Annotated in this window: 12 protein-coding genes; all 12 read left to right on the plus strand. The window is 43.2% G+C overall.

The window, feature by feature from the left end; translation table 11 throughout:
• Positions 1 to 6: 6 nt before the first annotated feature.
• Positions 7 to 1,293 (plus strand): hypothetical protein, encoded by a 1,287-nt coding sequence (locus BRLA_RS05560; protein ID WP_003334986.1) that lies wholly within the window; start codon positions 7 to 9, stop codon positions 1,291 to 1,293.
• Positions 1,284 to 1,979: a hypothetical protein gene (locus BRLA_RS05565; protein WP_003334985.1), complete on the plus strand. Its 696-nt coding sequence runs from the start codon at positions 1,284 to 1,286 to the stop codon at positions 1,977 to 1,979. The genes BRLA_RS05560 and BRLA_RS05565 overlap by 10 nt, the downstream gene beginning before the upstream one ends.
• Before the next feature lie 26 nt (positions 1,980 to 2,005).
• Positions 2,006 to 4,654 (plus strand): acetate and sugar kinases/Hsc70/actin family protein, encoded by a 2,649-nt coding sequence (locus BRLA_RS05570; protein ID WP_003334984.1) that lies wholly within the window; start codon positions 2,006 to 2,008, stop codon positions 4,652 to 4,654.
• Between the two features lie 89 nt (positions 4,655 to 4,743).
• Positions 4,744 to 5,520 carry a hypothetical protein gene (locus BRLA_RS05575; RefSeq protein ID WP_003334983.1) on the plus strand — a complete coding sequence of 259 codons (777 nt, stop codon included), beginning with the start codon at positions 4,744 to 4,746 and terminating at the stop codon, positions 5,518 to 5,520.
• A gap of 69 nt (positions 5,521 to 5,589) precedes the next feature.
• Positions 5,590 to 6,243, plus strand: a complete 654-nt coding sequence (locus BRLA_RS05580; RefSeq protein WP_003334982.1) for a hypothetical protein — start codon at positions 5,590 to 5,592, stop codon at positions 6,241 to 6,243.
• Complete coding sequence (locus BRLA_RS05585) at positions 6,240 to 7,664, plus strand: contractile injection system protein, VgrG/Pvc8 family (protein WP_003334981.1); 1,425 nt, start codon at positions 6,240 to 6,242, stop codon at positions 7,662 to 7,664. The genes BRLA_RS05580 and BRLA_RS05585 overlap by 4 nt, the downstream gene beginning before the upstream one ends.
• Before the next feature lie 39 nt (positions 7,665 to 7,703).
• Positions 7,704 to 8,978: a pentapeptide repeat-containing protein gene (locus BRLA_RS05590; protein WP_003334980.1), complete on the plus strand. Its 1,275-nt coding sequence runs from the start codon at positions 7,704 to 7,706 to the stop codon at positions 8,976 to 8,978.
• Entirely contained in the window at positions 8,950 to 9,495 is a 546-nt protein-coding gene (locus tag BRLA_RS05595; protein WP_003334979.1) for a hypothetical protein, read from the plus strand. The genes BRLA_RS05590 and BRLA_RS05595 overlap by 29 nt, the downstream gene beginning before the upstream one ends.
• Entirely contained in the window at positions 9,496 to 9,921 is a 426-nt protein-coding gene (locus BRLA_RS05600; protein WP_003334978.1) for a DUF4280 domain-containing protein, read from the plus strand. It abuts the gene before it with no gap.
• Positions 9,922 to 9,964: 43 nt separating this feature from the next.
• The gene (locus tag BRLA_RS05605) at positions 9,965 to 16,012 is read left to right on the plus strand and encodes an RHS repeat-associated core domain-containing protein (protein WP_003334976.1); all 6,048 of its coding nucleotides are present in this window, start codon (positions 9,965 to 9,967) and stop codon (positions 16,010 to 16,012) included.
• A 14-nt stretch (positions 16,013 to 16,026) separates the two neighbouring features.
• The gene (locus BRLA_RS05610; RefSeq protein ID WP_003334975.1) at positions 16,027 to 16,479 is read left to right on the plus strand and encodes an SUKH-3 domain-containing protein; all 453 of its coding nucleotides are present in this window, start codon (positions 16,027 to 16,029) and stop codon (positions 16,477 to 16,479) included.
• Between the two features lie 1,879 nt (positions 16,480 to 18,358).
• Positions 18,359 to 19,546 carry a hypothetical protein gene (locus BRLA_RS05625; protein ID WP_003334972.1) on the plus strand — a complete coding sequence of 396 codons (1,188 nt, stop codon included), beginning with the start codon at positions 18,359 to 18,361 and terminating at the stop codon, positions 19,544 to 19,546.
• Positions 19,547 to 19,580 lie beyond the last annotated feature (34 nt).

The raw sequence follows: 19,580 nt of genomic DNA on the forward strand, positions 1-19,580 counted from the left end.
ATCAACATGAAAGATATTATTCTGGATCGCTTAAACAAGCTGGAGGACTTAGAGCAACGCCGCCTGCTGAAGCAACTCATGACTGGCGTCTTCGTCAATCTCGTTGAATATCAGGAAGAGATGAACAAGAAATTGGAAAAACGGGTGTTTGGCGAGCTGGAGGATCAACAGGAGAAGCATGATGTGTACGTCACCATTTGCTCCAAGGATGACTGGGACCCCATCCATGATTTTTTGTACCCGATGCTACCTGAAGATACATTGAACAAAACATGTGATATGAATGGTCTGCTTACCCAACTGAAAAACAAGGAAGAAGCAAGGCTGTTTACCCTTTTCCTACAATGTGATTATCCGACGATCAAACCACTTTTAGATACGAAACATGTTTTTTTAGGCAAACTGACTACAGCTTCTAAGACCAGATCAATTCATGTACGGCTAGAGCAAAATCGTACTTATATGCAACAAATCGAACAGCTCTACACGGTTTTTCAAAAGAATGGTATACCGTGGAAGACTGTAAACAATCCTTATGCTTATAAATTTTTTGATGTTATCTTAACAGGCTGTGATGAGGAATTGGATGAAACAGAAGAGATTCTTGAGATTACGGTCGATCTAGGGGAATGGGAGAGCTATAAACAGCTAGACAAAATTCCACTATGGAATATTCAGCGTCTTCAGCTTAAAAATAGTGGATTTCCGACCCCGGCTATGGACCGGGTTAATTTTGAGCATGTCTTGTCATTGCGGAAAACAGGCACCGAACATGGATATTTGGTGGACGGAGAAGAGGAGAATATCCGCTACATCAAACGAACTCATGACGAGCTGACCATTGTTTCACCTCAGGAAAAGGCAGGAATATGGGATGTATTGAAAATCATGCAGCCGGTGGAATCTAAAATTGGCAAACTGGAATATCCGCTTGTTTCGAATAAGCGTATCGATAGTTTCCTGGCTCGATATGCTCGAAAACAGGCGATGATTGTACGGGCAAAGGGAGAAATCATTCGAATTGTTCATTCGTTTGAAGTGGCGGATATGCTGGAGCTGGTAGAGGTTGATATTTTAGAGGCTCAAAGGGGAAGGGGGCATACCTATGAGATGAATCCTTTTATCAGCGACAATGTTAGGGTGGAACAAGATAAAAAAATGATGCGTCTGCGGTTCCAGCATCGCTCTACCTTAGGTCATACCTCCTTTATTTTACATGATCTTATGAGCTTTCTCGTTTCAGAAGTACAGATGAGCTTTCCTGAATACAAGTGTGAAGGAGAATGGGCTTGAATTACATTTGGGATTTGCTAATAAAGGCGGAGCGATCCGGTATAGAGAAAAAACGTGTCCAGTTTACTCTGGCCAAGGTCTTTTCACCCTACATGGAGCTTAGTCTGGAAAATCTGAACGCAAAAGAGGTTGACCAAATTATTGAAATCAATCCCTACTATCGTTTCTACGAAATTTTTCGGGATTTATTTGACCCAAATATTGAGACGGATGTAGAGCTTCGCAATAGCTTGTTTGATGTTTTGATTCATTTTTTAGCAGAAATTGATCTTATGCAGGGCATGAACAAACGGGAATATTACATCCGGTTTCTGCAACAGGATTTGGAGGCGGGTGTGTTTGGAAGCAGTGTGAAGGATAACATTTACCTGTTTACGAAAGAGGAACGGGAAATGATTGCTAGCAATCTATTGCGTCTGTATGAGACGGGTGAGGCCGTGTATTTATTAAAGGACACAACTAAAAAGGTATTTACTCGATCCACGATATACGCAAATTGCGAGGAAAAGGATGAGCTGCTGTTTTATATCGGTCAAGCTGAAACACCGATCGCCCGAGCTAAGATTGAATTGATTAAGGATTTGTTTTTGCCAGTTCGTTTTTCCACGGAACTATACTGGAGCTATCATTTTGGCATTATGGAAGTGGAAGAAACGATGCAAGTGGACTACATCGCTCTTTACTGACCGACAAGCAAGGAGGACAGAAAACAATGAACGGATATTCGTATAGATTGCATACGGACAAAGGGCGAGATAGAAGTCGCTTACTGATCAGATTTTCACGAGAAGAGCTGGAGGACATGACCACCTTCCAGTTGCGTAACATTTGTTATACGGAGCGATTAGTAGAAGGGATTGCCAGTAAGCTCGATCGGGAGGCTTTAATTGATACCATCCTAAAATTCCGTGGAGCAGCGGATAGCCTATTGATTCGGAGCTTTCACAAGGGGGGCTTTCAGCGGATTGAGGAGGCGATCCATACTTATTTAAAAACCGCTTTATCTGATCAGGTAAGCATCAAGGTTCCAGCCAAAATCGCTTTGTATCGTGGACTCAAGGTAGACAAGCTAGATCAATATTTAATAGAAGCGATCGGCTTTCAGGAGTCTAATGTGCTACTGATTAATGACAGCATGGAATTGTGTGGAATTCTGCATCTGAAAAAGGACGAGTCGCAACCAGGGCTTTTTTACTTAGCAATGGATCGCAATGCTGAGCTACGGAGAACGGCTAATCAAAATTACAGCCTGCTGTTTTTTAGAAAGCAGGATTCGGAATATCTGTATAGAGCCTACTATCAGGATGGTCCTTTGTTGCCAGCCAATCTGCACTATTGTAAGGTTCCTGTGACCGACTTGGAAATTTGCGAGGTAGAGGAAACGAATGCTGTGCTGGCGATTGATTTCGGGACATCTAACACAACTGCTGGAGCCTATCTGGATAGGGGGTATATTTCCACCCCGCCAAGTCATGATTTGTTAAATGGACGAATCCGTCTGAATGAGATTAATTATGTAAAATTTCCTGATGAAACAGAGCAGACGACTGATTGGGTCGCGGTTGTGCCAACCATCGTGAGCGTAGCAGACTGCCGAGATCAAGAGAATATCCAGTATCATTTCGGTTATGAAGCGCTTTCTCATCGCAAAAAGAATGGCTTTAGCAGTCAATCCTCTCAATTCCAAGGTCTAAAACGATGGGTAAATGCTTACACAAAGACAGAAGAAATAGTGGATATGGAAGGCAACACTGCTTATGTCAAACGGAGCGACATCCTACGCGGTTTCCTGACCTATATTGTGGAGATGGCGGAGCATCAGTTCAAATGCCGCTTCACTCACTTGCATATTTCAAGCCCCGTTAAATTAAAAACGCAATTTATTGAAATGTTTCACGAGATTTTACCTCAGTACCAGATTGAAGAAAAGGATGCATTGGATGAGGGCATGGCGGTACTGTACAATACGATAGCTGATCAGATTGAGAAGAATCGATTTCTGGATGGCGAGGAATATAAAGCATTGGTCATTGATTGTGGAGGAGGTACGACTGATCTGTCCTCCTGCCGGTTTTCCATTTTAGATGGACATATCTCCTACAAGATTGATATACATACGACCTATGAGAATGGTGACACCAACTTTGGCGGCAATAACATCACCTATCGCATTATGCAATTTATGAAGATTGCTTTTGCCAATTACTATACAAAAAGGCGAACAAATACAGATATTGATGAGCTGATTCCTATCCCTGCTACCGATTTATATCGCTATGTGGACGAATATGGTGTAGGAGCTGTCTACGAAACTTTTGAGGCTAGCTATCGAGAGGCAGATCGAATCATTCCGACACAATGTAGGCTCTACGAAAATCGCTCACGTGAAGAATACCACCGCGTGCGCAACAACTTTTACTTCCTATGGGAACTCGCTGAAAACATGAAAAAAGAGTTCTTCCGCAAAACTGGTATCCTCCGAAATAGATTCCAGCCGAATAGCAGCGAGGATTCAGACAATGATTTAAAAATCACCAAAATGGATCGATGGTTTTTGTCCACACTTCATCAGGGAGCGTTTCGCGAGGAGTACGAATTCCCTAACGTGGTATTTACCATCAGGGAAATTAGTCAGCTCATTCGCGCAGACATTTACGAGATTGTGCGTAAGTTTTTGGATGAATACTATCAGGATGGTCGTTTACAGGATTTCTCCATTATTAAATTAACAGGCCAATCCTGCCGTATCGATGTGTTCCGTGAAGCTCTAAAAGAATTTGTGCCGGGACGCAGTATTGAATTTAAACAAAAAGTAGAGGAAACGGGCAGGGTATCTGATCTTAAGCTGGCATGCTTAAGAGGCTCTCTTCGTTATTTGAGTGCTAAAAAATCAGGATTCATTGAGGCGAGCATAACCAACCATGCTCCAATCATTCCTTATTCGGTACGTGCATTTACCCATAATCAGCATGAAAAAACATTAATCAACAGCTTAGAGCGAGCCAATCAGGTACAAGGCTTCATTTCACGTCCGATTGCTGTTAGGGAGATTCAATTCTATTTAAAGGATGCGAAAGGCAATCCGCGGCATCATTACGTGTTTATCAATCAGCCTGAGAGTTATAAACAGATGATCTACGAGCAGATCGCCAGCATTTATCCTGGGAAAATCCCGCAGGACGATACAGATTCGATCGTGAATGGGGAAGTGAAATTCTTTGTTTTTACAGACGAAAAGAGCTGGGGCTTTTACGTAGTTCCCGTTGCAAGGCAAAATGAACAGCTTTATCTCGGTAAGAAACAGTTCTTTGCGTTTGAAAACGACCTGTCTGAGCTGGATTTCTTTGATGGCCTAAAGTAAGTGAATGAGGAATCGGACAAGACGCAATCTCTTGTCCCTGTCAGACAGCTTGAAGCAGCAACCACGGCATGCATATAGGAGGTCATCACTTGTTTACCCATCTGTATCCTAATTTTAATAAAGGACGCATTTTAAAAACGGACATGCTTGCCAATCTTCGGGATTATCCTCGCGATTTTCTCGATATTCAATACAAAGAGTATTCAGACGGGATCATTACTGGATCAGACATACGTATTGGAGAGCAAAGTATCACGATTACACCCGGAATCGTGAAGCATTCTGGGCGTTTGTATGTATTAAAGGAAGAGCATGAGCTTATGTATCACGCCACCAATCGAGAAACTGTGGTCAAAATCAGATTTCATGAACAGATGACAGACAGTGATTTTACGATCAACAATTCTGAAATTGTACTGGATGAGCAGGTGGAGCTTGGTCAGAACGAACTAGAGTTAGGGCGTTTTAAGCTAAAGGAAGGGGCCAAGCTACGCTCGCAATATCAGAGCTTTATTGATTTGGCTACGGAATACAACACGTTTATCACCATTCATGTTCCCTATGCAAGTGAGTCGCAAAGCACGCTTGCTCCAAGCATCATGCGCTATTTTGCTAGAGAGCTAGTTCAAGGAACGAATCTGACAGCGTTTGATAGTAGCTTTGCTCTATTATGCCTTAACGAAGGAACAGTCAATCGCGAGGTCATTCTTACCTATCTCGCTAACCGATTGGGAACGGGATATAGGGAGTATAGCAATGAACAGATTCATAAATATTTAGGGCGCATTTTAGATGAAGGGAGAGGGGGAGGCAAAGCAAGAGCCGATTTGCGTCAGGGTGGTTTTCAGCGAATGATTGTGGACTGACAAAAAAGCGACTAACAGGTAGAAAGGCATACCGAAGCATGCAGGGACAAAGAAAGGAAGGTGACTGTTATGGAGCATATGGACGAGAAGATTATTGCGATGTTACAGGAGCAGGATGAGAAAAAGGACGAATCAGGACCAGATACACAGTCAAAAAAGGCGCAGGAACTCGATCCCAAATGGGCATACGATCTGCAAAAATCGTTAGTCAAGATTGACGGTGAGATGATTTCTTTTGCAGAGCGGAGTTTATTAGAGGATAAACTACGCATCCCGATGCCGAAAGCATTTACCCCAATGTCGCCTGAGGCGGTGGCATTAAAATACCCTTCAGAACGCAGACCTACCCTGATTTTTACCAATAGCACCGGTTCCATTAATGTAGCGATTAACCACACCCAAACCAGATTGACTGATGCTGAAATGAAAGAGTTTACAGCTGCGATGGTGCATTTGTTGCGGAAGACACAAAAGCTTCTTCAATGGCACGGAGATGATGTAGTGGAAGTGAATGGAAAGCCGATCGGCTACTGTGAATTCTTGACCCCAGCCTACAATGTTAATCTTTATAATTTTATGTTTTTTACTGAGCTAGCTGGCAGGGCTTTGCTATGTACGTTCAACTGCACAGAGGATGAGATGGACGACTGGCGGCTTGTAGCCCGAGGCATGATGGAAGCGGTAGTTATCCATAGTGACCACAGAGGAGGAGAGGAAGAGTGAGTTCAACGGTAATTGCTTATCACAATCTTCAGGTTTCCCCTTATCAATTAGTCAATCTGCAAGAACTAGTCATGATCAAAACCATCAACGAGCATGCCAAAGTTACCTTAACAGGTATTGTGCCAGAGGAGCTAAAGGATAGCTACGTGGAAATGACGCAGGCTGATACGCCGATAACGATCAGCCAGATTGACGAAAAGGGCGGAAGTACGCCTATTTTTAACGGACTCGTACTGCATATTGAAATCAAAGCAGTGCGGGGCATCTATTATATGCAAGTCGAAGCGGTCTCGCATTCCTACAAGCTGGATATAAAACGTAAAAAACGTTCCTTTCAGAATAAAAATATGACTTACTCTGCTCTGATCAAGCAGATTGCTGCCGACTACCCTGGACTTGACGTGATGGACAGTGTATCTAAAGGCGGTAAGCTCGGAGAATTTACCATGCAATATGACGAGACGGATTGGCAATTCCTCAAGCGAATGGCTTCTCGATTTAACGCAGGTCTTGCTCCCGCTTCGATTTTTGATAAGCCTAAGTTTTATTTCGGAATGCCAGAGGGTGGTTCGAAGGGAAAATTGGAGGATTTTCACTATAGTGTTAAAAAACGCATGTCTGCTTTCCGTCATTCCTCAGAGAATCATATCCCAGGTATTGAGGAGAATGATTTTATCTATTATGAAGTGGAATCGGACAGAGTGCTGGAGGTAGGACATGGGGTACAGTTCCTAGGCAAAACGCTGTTTGTTGCCCAAGCCTATACCGAGATGAAAAAGGGATTATTAAAGCATGTTTACACGCTTTGCACCAAAAAAGGAATGAGCCAAAACAAGCTGTTTAACACGAAAATCGTCGGTGCCTCTGTGCAAGGAAAGGTCATTGAGGTTGCCAAGGACACGGTGAAGGTGCACCTCTCGATCGACGAAAGCCAGAATAAAGGCGAAGCGCATTGGTTCCCCTATTCCTCCGTTTATACCGCAGAAGGAAACAGTGGCTGGTATTGTATGCCAGAGCTTCATGACCATGTACGCGTCTATTTTCCCAGCAATAAAGAAAGCGATGGGGTCGCTAGCAGCTCTGTTCGTCAGGATGCGGGAGAGGCACAGCATAATAAGCTAGGCAATCCGGATATTAAATATTTCCGTACACCTAATGGCAAGGAGCTCATGATGAGCCCTAGCGAAATCGTAATCACTGCTAAGGACGGTGAGATTTTTATCAAGTTAAATGATCAGGATGGTATTCAGATCATGAGTAAGAAAAAAATCAAGATCATCTCTCAGGAAGACATCATGATGGACTCCGAGAAAAAGGTGATTATCTCGGCTAAGGAAGAGATCAACATAACCTGCAAGGAAAGCAATATCAAGATGGATGGCAATACCATGATCATGGGTAATGAGACTAAGACAAACTAGTGGCCCTAGCTTTTATGAAATGAAAAGAGGAGGGGGAGAATGGACAGGACAGAAGCGATGCCGCATTTTATGACCCATGTAGTAAAGCCTGCACGAGTGCTAGCATTGATGCGTCTAGAGAAGGATTTTCAGACACATAAAAATACATTAGCTACAAACTGGACAAACGATTTTCAACGGATTTGCAACCAGTTAGGCCGCGAGCAGATTCGAAAAAACAAACCGTTACTTGGGCATCTTACCTTTTCGTTGTTGCGAACTGAATTGGCAGTAGGGCGGGCGATTTATGTAGTGGAGGCGACCGATAGCTCCTGGTTTTTCGATCGGAATCCTTGCCAAACAGAATATGATGCTAGCTGGGCATTACGGTATTTAAACCAAATGAAGGACGAGATCGACAGCGGTAGAAAGGCATATATGGGCGCTATTACGCTTCCTGATGTGGAGCAAATAGTCTTAAGAGAAGCGGTTCATTTTCATCAGTACGTCATTCAATTGGCTAGATATGCCTTGCCTACAGCGATTCAATCTCCGGAATTTGCAGCGTTATCCACAGAGGATGTTGTTGAAATACGCGTTGGAGAATATATGGATGTTAGCGAGGTCGTGTATAAAATAGATCGGCGAGTACGGGATGCCCAATCGGTCAGGGAGTGGATCGATGAAGGCAGTGAACAAGAATATGCCTATGAGGTTTTCGACCGGTTGGATTTGTCTAGGGGAGAATATTCCGAGCTGGATTTTCGCTATTCACGTTTTGAGCATAGTGATCTATCCGACGCTCGGTTGAATGGTTGTGTACTCCTAGGCACAAGGTGGAATCATTCGCGACTAGTCAGGGCAGATTTCTCTTACAGCCTGCTATTTGGAGCTAATTTTGACCATAGCGATCTGTCGGGGGCAGACTTTGGAGGAATCCAAGCTTCTAAAGGATTGCTGGAGCCAGATAGTTGGGAAATGCCAGGCTTTTGGGAAATTTCCTTTGCTGAATCCAACTTGTCAAAGGCTAGCTTCATCGATGCCCAATTAGCAGAAGCTCAATTTCGTAAAGCGAATCTTGCGGGCGTGAATTTTGCTGGAGCCGATTTGACGAACGCCAACTTCACAGATGCTCATTTACGTGAAGCGGTGTTTGTTGGGGCTAGCATAGCATCTGCTGATTTTACTGGAGCAGATATAGATGGGGCCTCCTTTTCGGTAAAAGATCGAGACAAGCTCAACTTAGATGAGCGACAACAAGCCGCTGTTTTATGGATAGAGGCAGAGAGGGAGGAGGCATATCTACATGAGCTATTTTATCCTGTCTCAAGATAATCGCCTACTAGACGCTGTGGAGCCTACGGGACTTACCGAGCTGATAACCAAAGAGATGCGAACCGAGGAGAAGATGCATCTTTTAGATGAATTGGTCTTACAGGTTCCCATTCAGCGAAGAGAGCATGTCACTTACGTAGACTTTATTCAACGTCCTATTCCGTTGCTATCTGATCACCTAAAACAGCTAGTGGTCAAATATGTGCCCAAAATGCTGTGCAAGGCTGTTGTACTCGCAGATCGGGAGCAGATGAGGCAGGATTTATACTGGGTGTTTGTGCCCCCACGTGTCAACTGCTTATCAGATAGGGCTGAGTTTAATCAGGACAATACAATAAAACGCCTCATAGTAGATCAGAACAAGATTGGCAGACGAACATTTTTTCAGATAGATGGGATTCGTGAAGAACATCTTGTAGTGAATGTAGGGCTGGCGGAAAGTATTCTGCGCCGGGATTTTACAGGTATCCAGCTTCAAAAAGTTGAGCTGGAGGCTCATAGGGAGGATGAGATGTAAATGGCCATAGAAGACGTGGAAATAGAAGGTGGAGAAGGAGCCAAGAAAAGCTATGTGGTAGCAGGAGCCATCCTTACCTGCACATTTGGCACTCAAAAAAGTCGCTTGAAAACTCCCCTAAGCCACGGGGTATTTATTAAAGACAAGGCGCAAATGAACATTAATGATTTTATGCCAAATGTAAACATTATGCCCTTTGGCAGATGCGGTAATCTAGCCAATCCAGAGGTAGCAGCTGCGACGGAAGCAAATGGCGGTTATTTAAAGCGTATGCCATGCATGCCGATCGTAACGATGCCGTGGATTGGGGGCAAGGAGGACAAGCTGATCGAAGGTGCGCCCGTTCTACTCAACGATTGTACCAACATGTGTCTACATTGTGGCGGGCAAATAAACATCATCGATGACGGACAGGAATTGGACTAAATCTAGAAGAGACCATACCACCCATCGGGAGGGGGGATTGTGTGTGAAAACGACAGCTAAAGTAGCGGGATATGGAAATATTCAAGTAGTATCTCCCTACGATATACAAACGCTGCAGGATTTACAGCTAGTCAAAGAAGCAAACGACCACGCCAAGCTATATCTGACCGGAATCATTCCGGAAGAGAAGAAGGATAGCTACATCGCCATGGCCACAAGTAGCGATATCATCGAGGTCAACGAGGTAGAGGATGGACGAGTGGTCAGGAATCTATTTACAGGACTCGTAGAAAATATCGGAGTTCGAGCTGTTCGTGGCATCTACTATATCGAGCTAGAGGGCATCTCGCTGACGAGCCAGCTCGATATAAAAGAGAAGACCAGATCCTTTCAAGATAAAAACATGACGTACACAGCTCTACTAGATTTCATTTTAAAGGATTATCCAGGATCAGACTATCTCGATTACGCTACAAACAATGCTACATTAGAAGGCTTTACGCTGCAATATAAGGAGACAGATTGGGCGTTCATTAAGCGAATGGCGTCTCGTTTTGGTGCGGTTTTATTACCAGAAACAAGCTCTAAAACGCCGAAGTTCTCACTTGGAGTGCCAGATGGAAAATTAGGACAGCTACAAGACTATCAATACGGTGTAGCAAGATCACTAGACAGGTACACGGAAGCCACCACGGGACATGGTAGCAAGCTAGACGAGACAGCGTTCACTCACTATACGGCAGAAAGCGGACAGTATTTTGCATTAGGGGATAAGGTGTTATTTCAGGAGAAGGAGCTGACCGTAGCGGCATCTATAGCGCGCTTTATCGAAGGCGGCTTGCTCTATACCTATACCCTTTGCCAAGAGGAAGGCGTTTTGCAGAATCTGATTCGAAATGAACAGCTAACAGGTGTCTCACTCGAAGGAAGGATTATTGAGATTCGCAGAGATACCGTCAAGGTGCATCTCGATATCGATCAAACCCAAGACAAGGGCAAGGCCTGGTGGTTTCCGTATTCCTCCGTCTATTCAACAGAAGGAGCTGACGGCTTTCACTGCATGCCGCAGGAGGGAGACGCTATCCAGGTTTATTTCGCAACCAGCCAGGAGGATGGAGCGGTAGCGATGAGCTCTGTTCGCAAAACAGGGCAGGATTCTCCGAAGATGGGCGATCCAAGCGTGAAGTATTGGGGGACCAACTTTGGCAAGGAGATGAAGCTAGGCGGCTCTGATTTTGTGCTCACTGCCAAGGACACGAAAGAAGGCAAGATGTTTATTAAGCTGGATGTAGAAGACGGCATCGAGATTCACAGCGATAAGGTGATTATGTTTTCCGCGGAAAAGGATTTGGAGATTGAGACAGATACCAAATTCGAGATTAAAGCGCAGGAAGCCATTTATCTGCTGTGTAAGGAAAGCAGTATTGTGCTGGATGGAGAGACGGATATTCAGGGAACGGTGCTACAGGTAGATGGCTTAATTAAATCGCCTGTCTCAGTGGCTGACCTAGAACCGGAACCAGAGCCTGAGGACCCAGCACCGCCACCACCGCCACCGGAGGAAGAAAAGGGCTTCTGGGGAAGCTTACTGGATGGTGTGCAGTTAGCACTTGATGTGGTGGGGATGATTCCGGTAGTTGGAATCGTTGCCGATGTTGCTAATGCGGGCATCTCGGTAGCTCGCGGAGATTATGCAGGAGCGGCTCTTTCGTTAGCGGCATGCGTTCCTTTTGCTGGAGCTGCCGCGACCGGTGCTAAGCTCGGAATGAAAGCCGCGAAGGCGTTAAAAATGGGAAAAACAGTAGCCAAGGTAGCCGATAAAGTGGCCGATGTAGCCAAAGTAACGACAAAGATAGCAGATGCAGTAGTTGGAAAAGTATACACCGCCTCGCGTAAGCTAAAGAGCACTGTCAATCAACTGGAAGCGGTTCAGAAAATCAAAAGCAGTATGAAGCTCAAGGCAATTGCAAACAGTCGGGTTGGCAAGGTTGGAAAGGCAATTTCAAAAGAAGTCGCAACAGAAGCAGGATACCAAGTACTAGAAGAAGTGGCGGGCAGTGAGATTGCCACTGTTGCGGGCTTAATGGGTGGAAAAAGGAACCGACACAAAGGTAAGAAAAAGCAATCGAAGAAAGAACGCAAAAAAGCCGCTCAAAAGGCAAAAAATGCAGAAAAGGCCAAACAAAAGAATCCGAAAAAAGCAAATGAAAAAAGCTGTGTAGACGATCCGATCCATGCCGGCTCTGGCTCGCAATTTATTATTCATCCTACTCTGAAGCTGTACGGGGCTGAGACATGGGTATTCGAGCTACACTACAATTCAATGCTTCTTCAGCAGGGCGTACTTGGTAAAGCCTGGACGCATAATTATGAAATGCATGCCGACATGGAGCTTATAGACCAAGGTGAGATTACCATCTGGTGGAACACAGGCAGAAGAAATGTGTTTAAGCAGACGGGAGCAGAGAATCTAGTATTCCGTTCAGCAGATGTCGACATGATGTTTTATGAGCTTCGTCAGTTCGAGAATGGTTTTGAGCTGTTCAACCGAAATACGCGAGAAACCTACTACTTTAAACGCAATGGACAAGTAAGTAAACAAACGAATGCCTTGGGACAAGCGTTAACCTTTGTTCATGATTCCTCAAATCGCCTTGTTAAAATGACAGACGCTATTACTGGTCGATCTCTATCCTTAACATATGGACAAGAAGGGCTATTATACAGTGTCTACGATGCTTCACGCAGTGTGCAATTTGATTACAATGAATCGCGTCGCCTCAGTCAATTCGTCGATCCGAATGGAACCATCAGCGAGTTAACGTATACCGAGCAAGGACAGATCGAGTCGCTTACTGTGGATGGAATTTTGCAATATCGCAACACCTATGACTATGAGGGGCGAGTTATTGCGCAGACCAATGCCTTAGGACTAGCCTCTACGTTCACCTATGACACAGAAAGCATACCTGGGTCAACGATTACAACTTTCACAGATCGTCTGGGTGCAACGGAGGTCATGATTCACGACGAACGGATGCTACTAGTCGAAAAACAAGAAAGAGACGGCAGTCGCTTTACGTATGAATATAATGACCGAGGCCAAATGATTGCCGAAACAGTAGGAAATGAGACGACTACTTATGAGTACGATCCACGCGGCAATCTGATTCAGGTAGTCGATCCACTAGGGAATCCAACCAGCTATGTATACAGCGAGGATGATTTGCTACTGTCCGAAACCAATGCAGAGGGTGGCATCACAAGCTACACGTATGATGAGCGTGGACGTCTGGTAAGGATTGCTCGTCCTGACGAAAGTCGCTCAGAGATTGGCTTCAACGAGCACGGACAACGCGTAAGCTATACGGATTTGAATGGTGTGACAAGCCGTTATCAATACGATGACAAAGGCTTACTCACCGCAGTTTGTGACGGAGAAGGCCGTGTTATACAGGTAGGCTACGACGAGGTTGGTCGTATTGCTTCGTTCCAAGATGGACGGGGTGGAAAAGTACGACGCACCTATGATGCTAACGATAACATCGTACAAGTAATCGACCCGCTCGGACGCAAGTATTCCTTTGCCTATGATGCCTTTGATCAACGAATAGAAGAAACGATGCCTTCAGGAGCAACCACCCGCTATCGCTATCATGTGCTAGGACCAATGGAAAGCGTAACGGACCCGCTAGGACAGACAACCACCTATCAGTATGATGCTGAGGGCCAATTGATTACTGTCATCCAGCCAAATGAAGCAGAAATTCACTATGAGCGGGATCAAATGGGGCGCATTATTTCTATTACAGATCCATTAGGCCGAACCGAGAAAGCCTCCTATGATGAAAATGGACGACTCATTCAAATCTGGGATGCACTGGGGAATAAGGTACAGGACGTCAGCTATGATGCAGGAGGCAATCTCGTTTCCGCTACAGATGCCTTAGGTCATACAACGCTGTACGGCTTTAATAAAATATACCAATGCACGAAAAAGACAAATGCCCTCGGACAAACCACAACCTACGCCTATGATGCTGTTGCTCGTCTAACCGAGGTTATGGAAAGCGATGCCGCGATCTATCGTCAGCAATATGACAAGGAAGGTCGTCTCATCAGCTATACCGATGCCAATGAAAACGAAACGACGCTTCAATACGATCAAAGTGGGCTAGTGGTGGTGGAACAAAACGCCAGCGGGGAAGCTACTCATTTTGCCTACGATGAACGAGGCTGGATGCACAAGCGTACCAATGCTAAAGGACAGGAAACCAACTATCGCTACGATGCCGCAGGTCAGCTTATCGAGCAAAAGGATGAGGTTAGCACCGTTCGTAGAGAATACGATACAGACGGCAATCTCGTTACGATACAGGAAGAAGGAGCAGGCGCGAAGCATCGGGAGTATGACCTGTTAGGACGTGTCACTGCTTGTACAGATAGCTACGGAAATACCATCCGATACCGTTATGATGAAAATAGCCAGCTAACGCATCTTATCTATCCAGATGGAAAGGTTGTGCAGTATACCTACGATGTAGCCGGACAGCTCACGGAGGTAAAAGACTGGGCAGGACGTCGTACAACCTACACCTACGACGAAAATGGGCGATTAATCAAGACCGTTCGACCAAATGGAACTATCGAGCAACGTAGCTATGACATCGCTGGACAAATGGTGCGTCTGTGGGATCAGAACCGCCAAGGCGTCATGCTCCAGAAATATCGCTACGTGTACAATGAGCTAGGCCAGATTGTACAGGAAGAGGAAAAGCAGTACACCTATGACGCTTTAAAACGACTGGTAAGCGGTGAATGGCCCGGCGGTCGCGTCTGGTACAGCTACGATAAAGGTGGAAACGTCACAGGAATCGGGACGGTAGAGGCCGTATCCAAGAAGGCTATGGGGTATGGAAAGGACAACCGACTTTCCCATGTAAATGAACAGCCAGTAGAGATGGATGCAGACGGCAATCTACTCACATGGACAGAGAATGAGCAAACCCATACCTATACATATGATGCCCGCAATCGCTTAGTGCGTACAGGTCAAGCACACTACACCTATGATGCCGAGTTTGTACGTACCTCGATGACGTGGAAGGGAAAGACGACACGCTATGTAGTCGATCAAGAGGAAGTATTTAGCCGTGTTCTGATGGAGCTAGGGGAAGATGGCAGTCCGAAAGCTTATTATGTGTATGGGCAGGGCTTGATCGGTCGAGAGGATGCGCAAGGGAATTATCTGTCCTATCATATGGATATGCGCGGTAGCACCACAATGCTGAGTGATTGGAGCGGACGCATCACCGACCGCTATAGCTATGGCGTGTATGGCGAATTAGAACAACACGATGGTACAACCTCCCAACCGTTTTGTTATAATGGTAGAGACGGTGTCATGACCGACCCGAATGGCTTGTATTACATGAGGGCGAGATACTATCACCCCGGACTGAAGCGGTTCCTGAACCGAGATATTTTACCCGGGGACGTGACTGAAGGGCAGACCTTTAACCGATTTGCCTATGTGAATGGCGATCCAGTAGGGTTTATTGATCCGCTGGGGTTGGCAGGGCTTGGGACTGGGCAGTGTAAGAAGGGCAAGGCTGAGGGGACGGGTAAACCCGAACCTAATCCAAATTCAAAAGCTAGTGCACAAGTCTTAAATCTAAAAAATGTAGATGATGCTGCAAAACAGTATGCCTCTAGTTTGAGAGATGGTATCCTTAATGGAACAATTAGGAAGACAACTGGTGGAAAGATTGACGCAAAAGTTTTGAGCGTTGCAGTAGATAAAAAGACAGGCGAGATGTTTTATGGAATAAGTGGATCAAAAAATAACCCGACTAGATTAAATGAAACACATACAGATTTACAAAAGATTATTGATCGTAAAGGGGTTTCTGAAACGAACTATCCATTAGATAACTGCGGAGAGTTCAATGCCATTAACCACGCTCTATTCAATGGAAACAAAATTACTGATCTGAATATGTATACGATCAACATTAAATCTGGTGAATTTAAAGAAATGTGTTTGAACTGTGATTCGATGTACAGTAAATTAGTTACGGTTATTAAATAACAAGGAGCGGAATCATGGAAGATAAGGTGCGAGAGTTACTTCAGAAAGCAGGCTGGTTTAAGGGACGAGAAGTGGACATTAGTCAATACTTGGATTTTTTGAATGAAGAAGAATATTACGTTTTTAAGAATGCAGCTGAATTTCTAAAAGAATATGGTGGTTTGATAATCCAATTTAAAAATCCTAAAAGATCAGATAGCTATATAACCTTGACTATTAATCCAATTGATGCAGCAAGCTCAATATTCCGAGAAGTATCAAGAAGATATGAAAGATATTGTAACGAGCCATTTGTTATAGTTGGAGAAATTTCACTTATGGATATGACCTGGTATATTTCTTCATCAGGAACTTTTTATGGTGGAAACGATGATTTTCTTATCCGTTTGGGAGATAATTTTTGTCAGGCAATTCATAATATCGTTAGTGGTATTAATTTGGAAGTTGTGAATGTTGAAGATGAATAGGGGATACTAGGAGATCTAACATTTAGATTCTACAATAAGACCAACAAACTCAGCGATACACAATGAAACAAATGCTATGTAACCTCCAAAAGCTTATTCCAACTCAAGCCATGAGTTAGGAATGAGCTTTTTTGTCATATCCAAAAGGAAAAAGAAATAATGGCAGAAAGAGGGTATAGGAAGCAAAAAAAGGGGCTTAATTACTAGCTCAAGCAGAGTAGAGGTAATTACAAATAGCTAGTGTTTAAACAAGTAGATACACTGAAATAGTCAGGACTGACAGGTGCACTTTTTTAGCAGATTATCTAATCAATAAGTTACTAGAGCAAGAAGAACGATAAGCTCGTCTTCCATACCAGTTAGACGACGTGACAGATCGAAAGGGGTTTGTTATTAGCAAAGGATATTAATGAAGAGCGACAAGTTAAGGGGATAGACAATTGATAATTAGTGACTAAGGGCTAAAATATTAGGTGAAACCTGAAAAGAATGATGAAATGAGAACTAGTGATATAAAACCGATTCTATATTAAGTTTCATAAAATTTAGATATAGAATATATAACTGATGAAGATCTTGATTATATATTTAATATGAATATAAACGAAGGACTTCAGCAGTTAAAGGTTATCGGATATGCGATTGTCCTGGGATATAAAGAATCGAATGAGATAACACAAGATAGTATCAAAAAAAGTGCTCGAGATGGTTTAAAATTAAATGGAATTTTTGAATTGACATCTTTGCCTTTTGAGACAGTAATTGAGGACAAGCGAGATTTTTTGCAAAATAAAAGGCTAAGTAGAACCATAGACCAATCCATTTATAATCACAAATAGATACATATTCTCACGAGTATTTAGTACGTAGTTTCTATCCTAATTCTATTCAAAGCACGCCTAGAATGTGCATGTCCTTGTCCATCACATACCATTAAATCTGAAGTAATGGTTAATTTCCTACATTCTTTCACTACAGGCGGAAAATAAACGGGAATATCGGAAAATGTATGATATCCTCTACCACAACCGTTTCAACGATTATCAGAGAACAATCTTCCATAATAACAACGCTGCGACGAGGGTATCATTACGCTGACTGTACGTAACGTCAATTCCTACAAAATAATTAATTCCTAAATTGGTCATTTTGTATGATCTTTTTGCCAAAGTATTTTGTAGCTCTATGGCTTCTTCCTCAGATAAGTCCCATGGGTGATTAAAGACGGGTTTCATTAATAACCCTACGAATTTTCTGCTAGATTTATTACTTGAATTTTACCAAACTAATTCATAGTAATGTTTTATTTCTTATCGTTTGAAAGTTTTCAAGTAAAAGCTTCCGACTGAAAAAGGAGATAAAAACGATGTTTAGAAGTGAGATCGTGGAAAGGAAATTGCAAGGGAGGAAAGGGAACTTACAATTGTTTAACGTTTAGCTCTAAGGATGAAAAATGAAAGTAACAATAAAGTAATATGAACCCGCGGAGTCTAGATAGGCTTTATCTCAATGAACTGAACAATTCCTACAAATTATCTGTACAGGATACTACAGCAAGTAATATATCGTGAAGAAAAAGTTAACACAGTTGTAACTGATACCTTATACCTTATACCTTATACCTTATACCTTATACCTTATACCTTATACCTTATACCTTATACCTTTATCCCCAACACTCTCTATAACATCTGTAACCCCGAATCGACTTGAACAACCCGGAGTTATCTTGACGAGACGCAAAACGAACTCCTCGCCCCACACCAACCCAATTGTATACATATCATTTTCCTAATAAAAAAAACAAAAAAGCTGTAACCATTTCCCGCTTGGTTCGACTAATAGAGGTTAAAAAAGGTAGAGATTGAGGAGAGATAAAATGAACATCCCCAAAAACAAAACGATGTCAGTACCCAGATATATAGCAATTGCTTCAGCTATAACACTACTTTCTGTACCGATCTCACCGGTTTGGGCTATAGATACGAAAACTACTGGGAAAAAAGTCACCTCTACACAAGGAGAGATCACCCAACAAGCTGATATCAATCGTCAGGTAAAGAGTGTGATAGATAAGCTAACGCTAGCCTTTCCCGAAATCAAGGAATATAAAAATCAGAAGATTGATCTTACAAAAAGGTGGAGTAAATTAATCAACGTAGAATTAAGCAAGAATGGTGCGGGTAATACGCCAATCGTCCATATTCAATTAGACAGACAAACCGGAGAATTATTATATTTCGGCTTTTTTGAACGAACAGAATATCCCAAGGGGACAAGTGTTTACACTTCCTTAAAGGGATCAGAAAAACAAATCACCGATGAAACAGCTAAACAACAAGCAGCCCTTCTACTAGAAAAATTGTATGGAGAAAAGGCAAAGAATTCCGTGCCTATTTCTATATGGAGAGAAGTCAAAAAAGAAGGGGAAGGCAAGCTAATTTCAGCTAAAACCCTGCCCCCAGTCGTTAATTTCCGAATCAGCCTTCCAAATAAGAAAAATCTAACAACTTACGTTTCGGTGTGTTTCGGTGAAAATGGTAGAATTGAAAGCTTGAATGCTGCAACAAAACCAATTTTATTCGATAAATGGTATGCGGCTGACCTCGAAAATCGGGACATGCCAAATGACGAGCTGACAAAGCCGGCACAGGCTATGTTTGATCGGATGCACGTACTTTACCCGGAATTAAGAGATTATCATGTAAAAGAAATTAGCCTATCAACATATAATTCTTTTTATGATATTTCTTTTAAAAGGTCAAAGACTGATAAAAAAGAAGAAGTCAGAATGCAAATAGACGAAGAAACAGGCAAGCTTGTTTATATGCAATTTAAAAAACGCCCATCTGGGAAAGGAGCATCTCCAGAGCTGGCCAAACAAAAGGTATTTGATTTCTTACAGCGTGTCCAAGGAGGCAAAGTAACAAGCTACACAGTTGGAAATATCATCATGCCGGGAACAAATGGAGTAACGCTAGTCATCCTAGATGGTCCAGCTCCTGAAAAAGAGCATTATGCCTTTGGGGTGGGGGCAGACGGTAAAATATACAGCTTTGATGGCTAGTTGTTACTCATATAGTCTGAGAGACTTATCAACA

This window comes from Brevibacillus laterosporus LMG 15441 (assembly GCF_000219535.2).
Taxonomy (GTDB): Bacteria; Bacillota; Bacilli; order Brevibacillales; family Brevibacillaceae; genus Brevibacillus_B; species Brevibacillus_B halotolerans.

Excerpts from the sequence above, each read along its gene's own strand:
- BRLA_RS05560 (WP_003334986.1), top strand. The coding sequence starts at position 7 with ATGAAAGATATTATTCTGGATCGCTTAAACAAGCTGGAGGACTTAGAG.
- BRLA_RS05565 (WP_003334985.1), top strand. The coding sequence starts at position 1,284 with ATGGGCTTGAATTACATTTGGGATTTGCTAATAAAGGCGGAGCGATCC.
- BRLA_RS05570 (WP_003334984.1), top strand. The coding sequence starts at position 2,006 with ATGAACGGATATTCGTATAGATTGCATACGGACAAAGGGCGAGATAGA.
- BRLA_RS05580 (WP_003334982.1), top strand. The coding sequence starts at position 5,590 with ATGGAGCATATGGACGAGAAGATTATTGCGATGTTACAGGAGCAGGAT.
- BRLA_RS05590 (WP_003334980.1), top strand. The coding sequence starts at position 7,704 with ATGGACAGGACAGAAGCGATGCCGCATTTTATGACCCATGTAGTAAAG.
- BRLA_RS05595 (WP_003334979.1), top strand. The coding sequence starts at position 8,950 with ATGAGCTATTTTATCCTGTCTCAAGATAATCGCCTACTAGACGCTGTG.
- BRLA_RS05600 (WP_003334978.1), top strand. The coding sequence starts at position 9,496 with ATGGCCATAGAAGACGTGGAAATAGAAGGTGGAGAAGGAGCCAAGAAA.
- BRLA_RS05610 (WP_003334975.1), top strand. The coding sequence starts at position 16,027 with ATGGAAGATAAGGTGCGAGAGTTACTTCAGAAAGCAGGCTGGTTTAAG.
- BRLA_RS05625 (WP_003334972.1), top strand. The coding sequence starts at position 18,359 with ATGAACATCCCCAAAAACAAAACGATGTCAGTACCCAGATATATAGCA.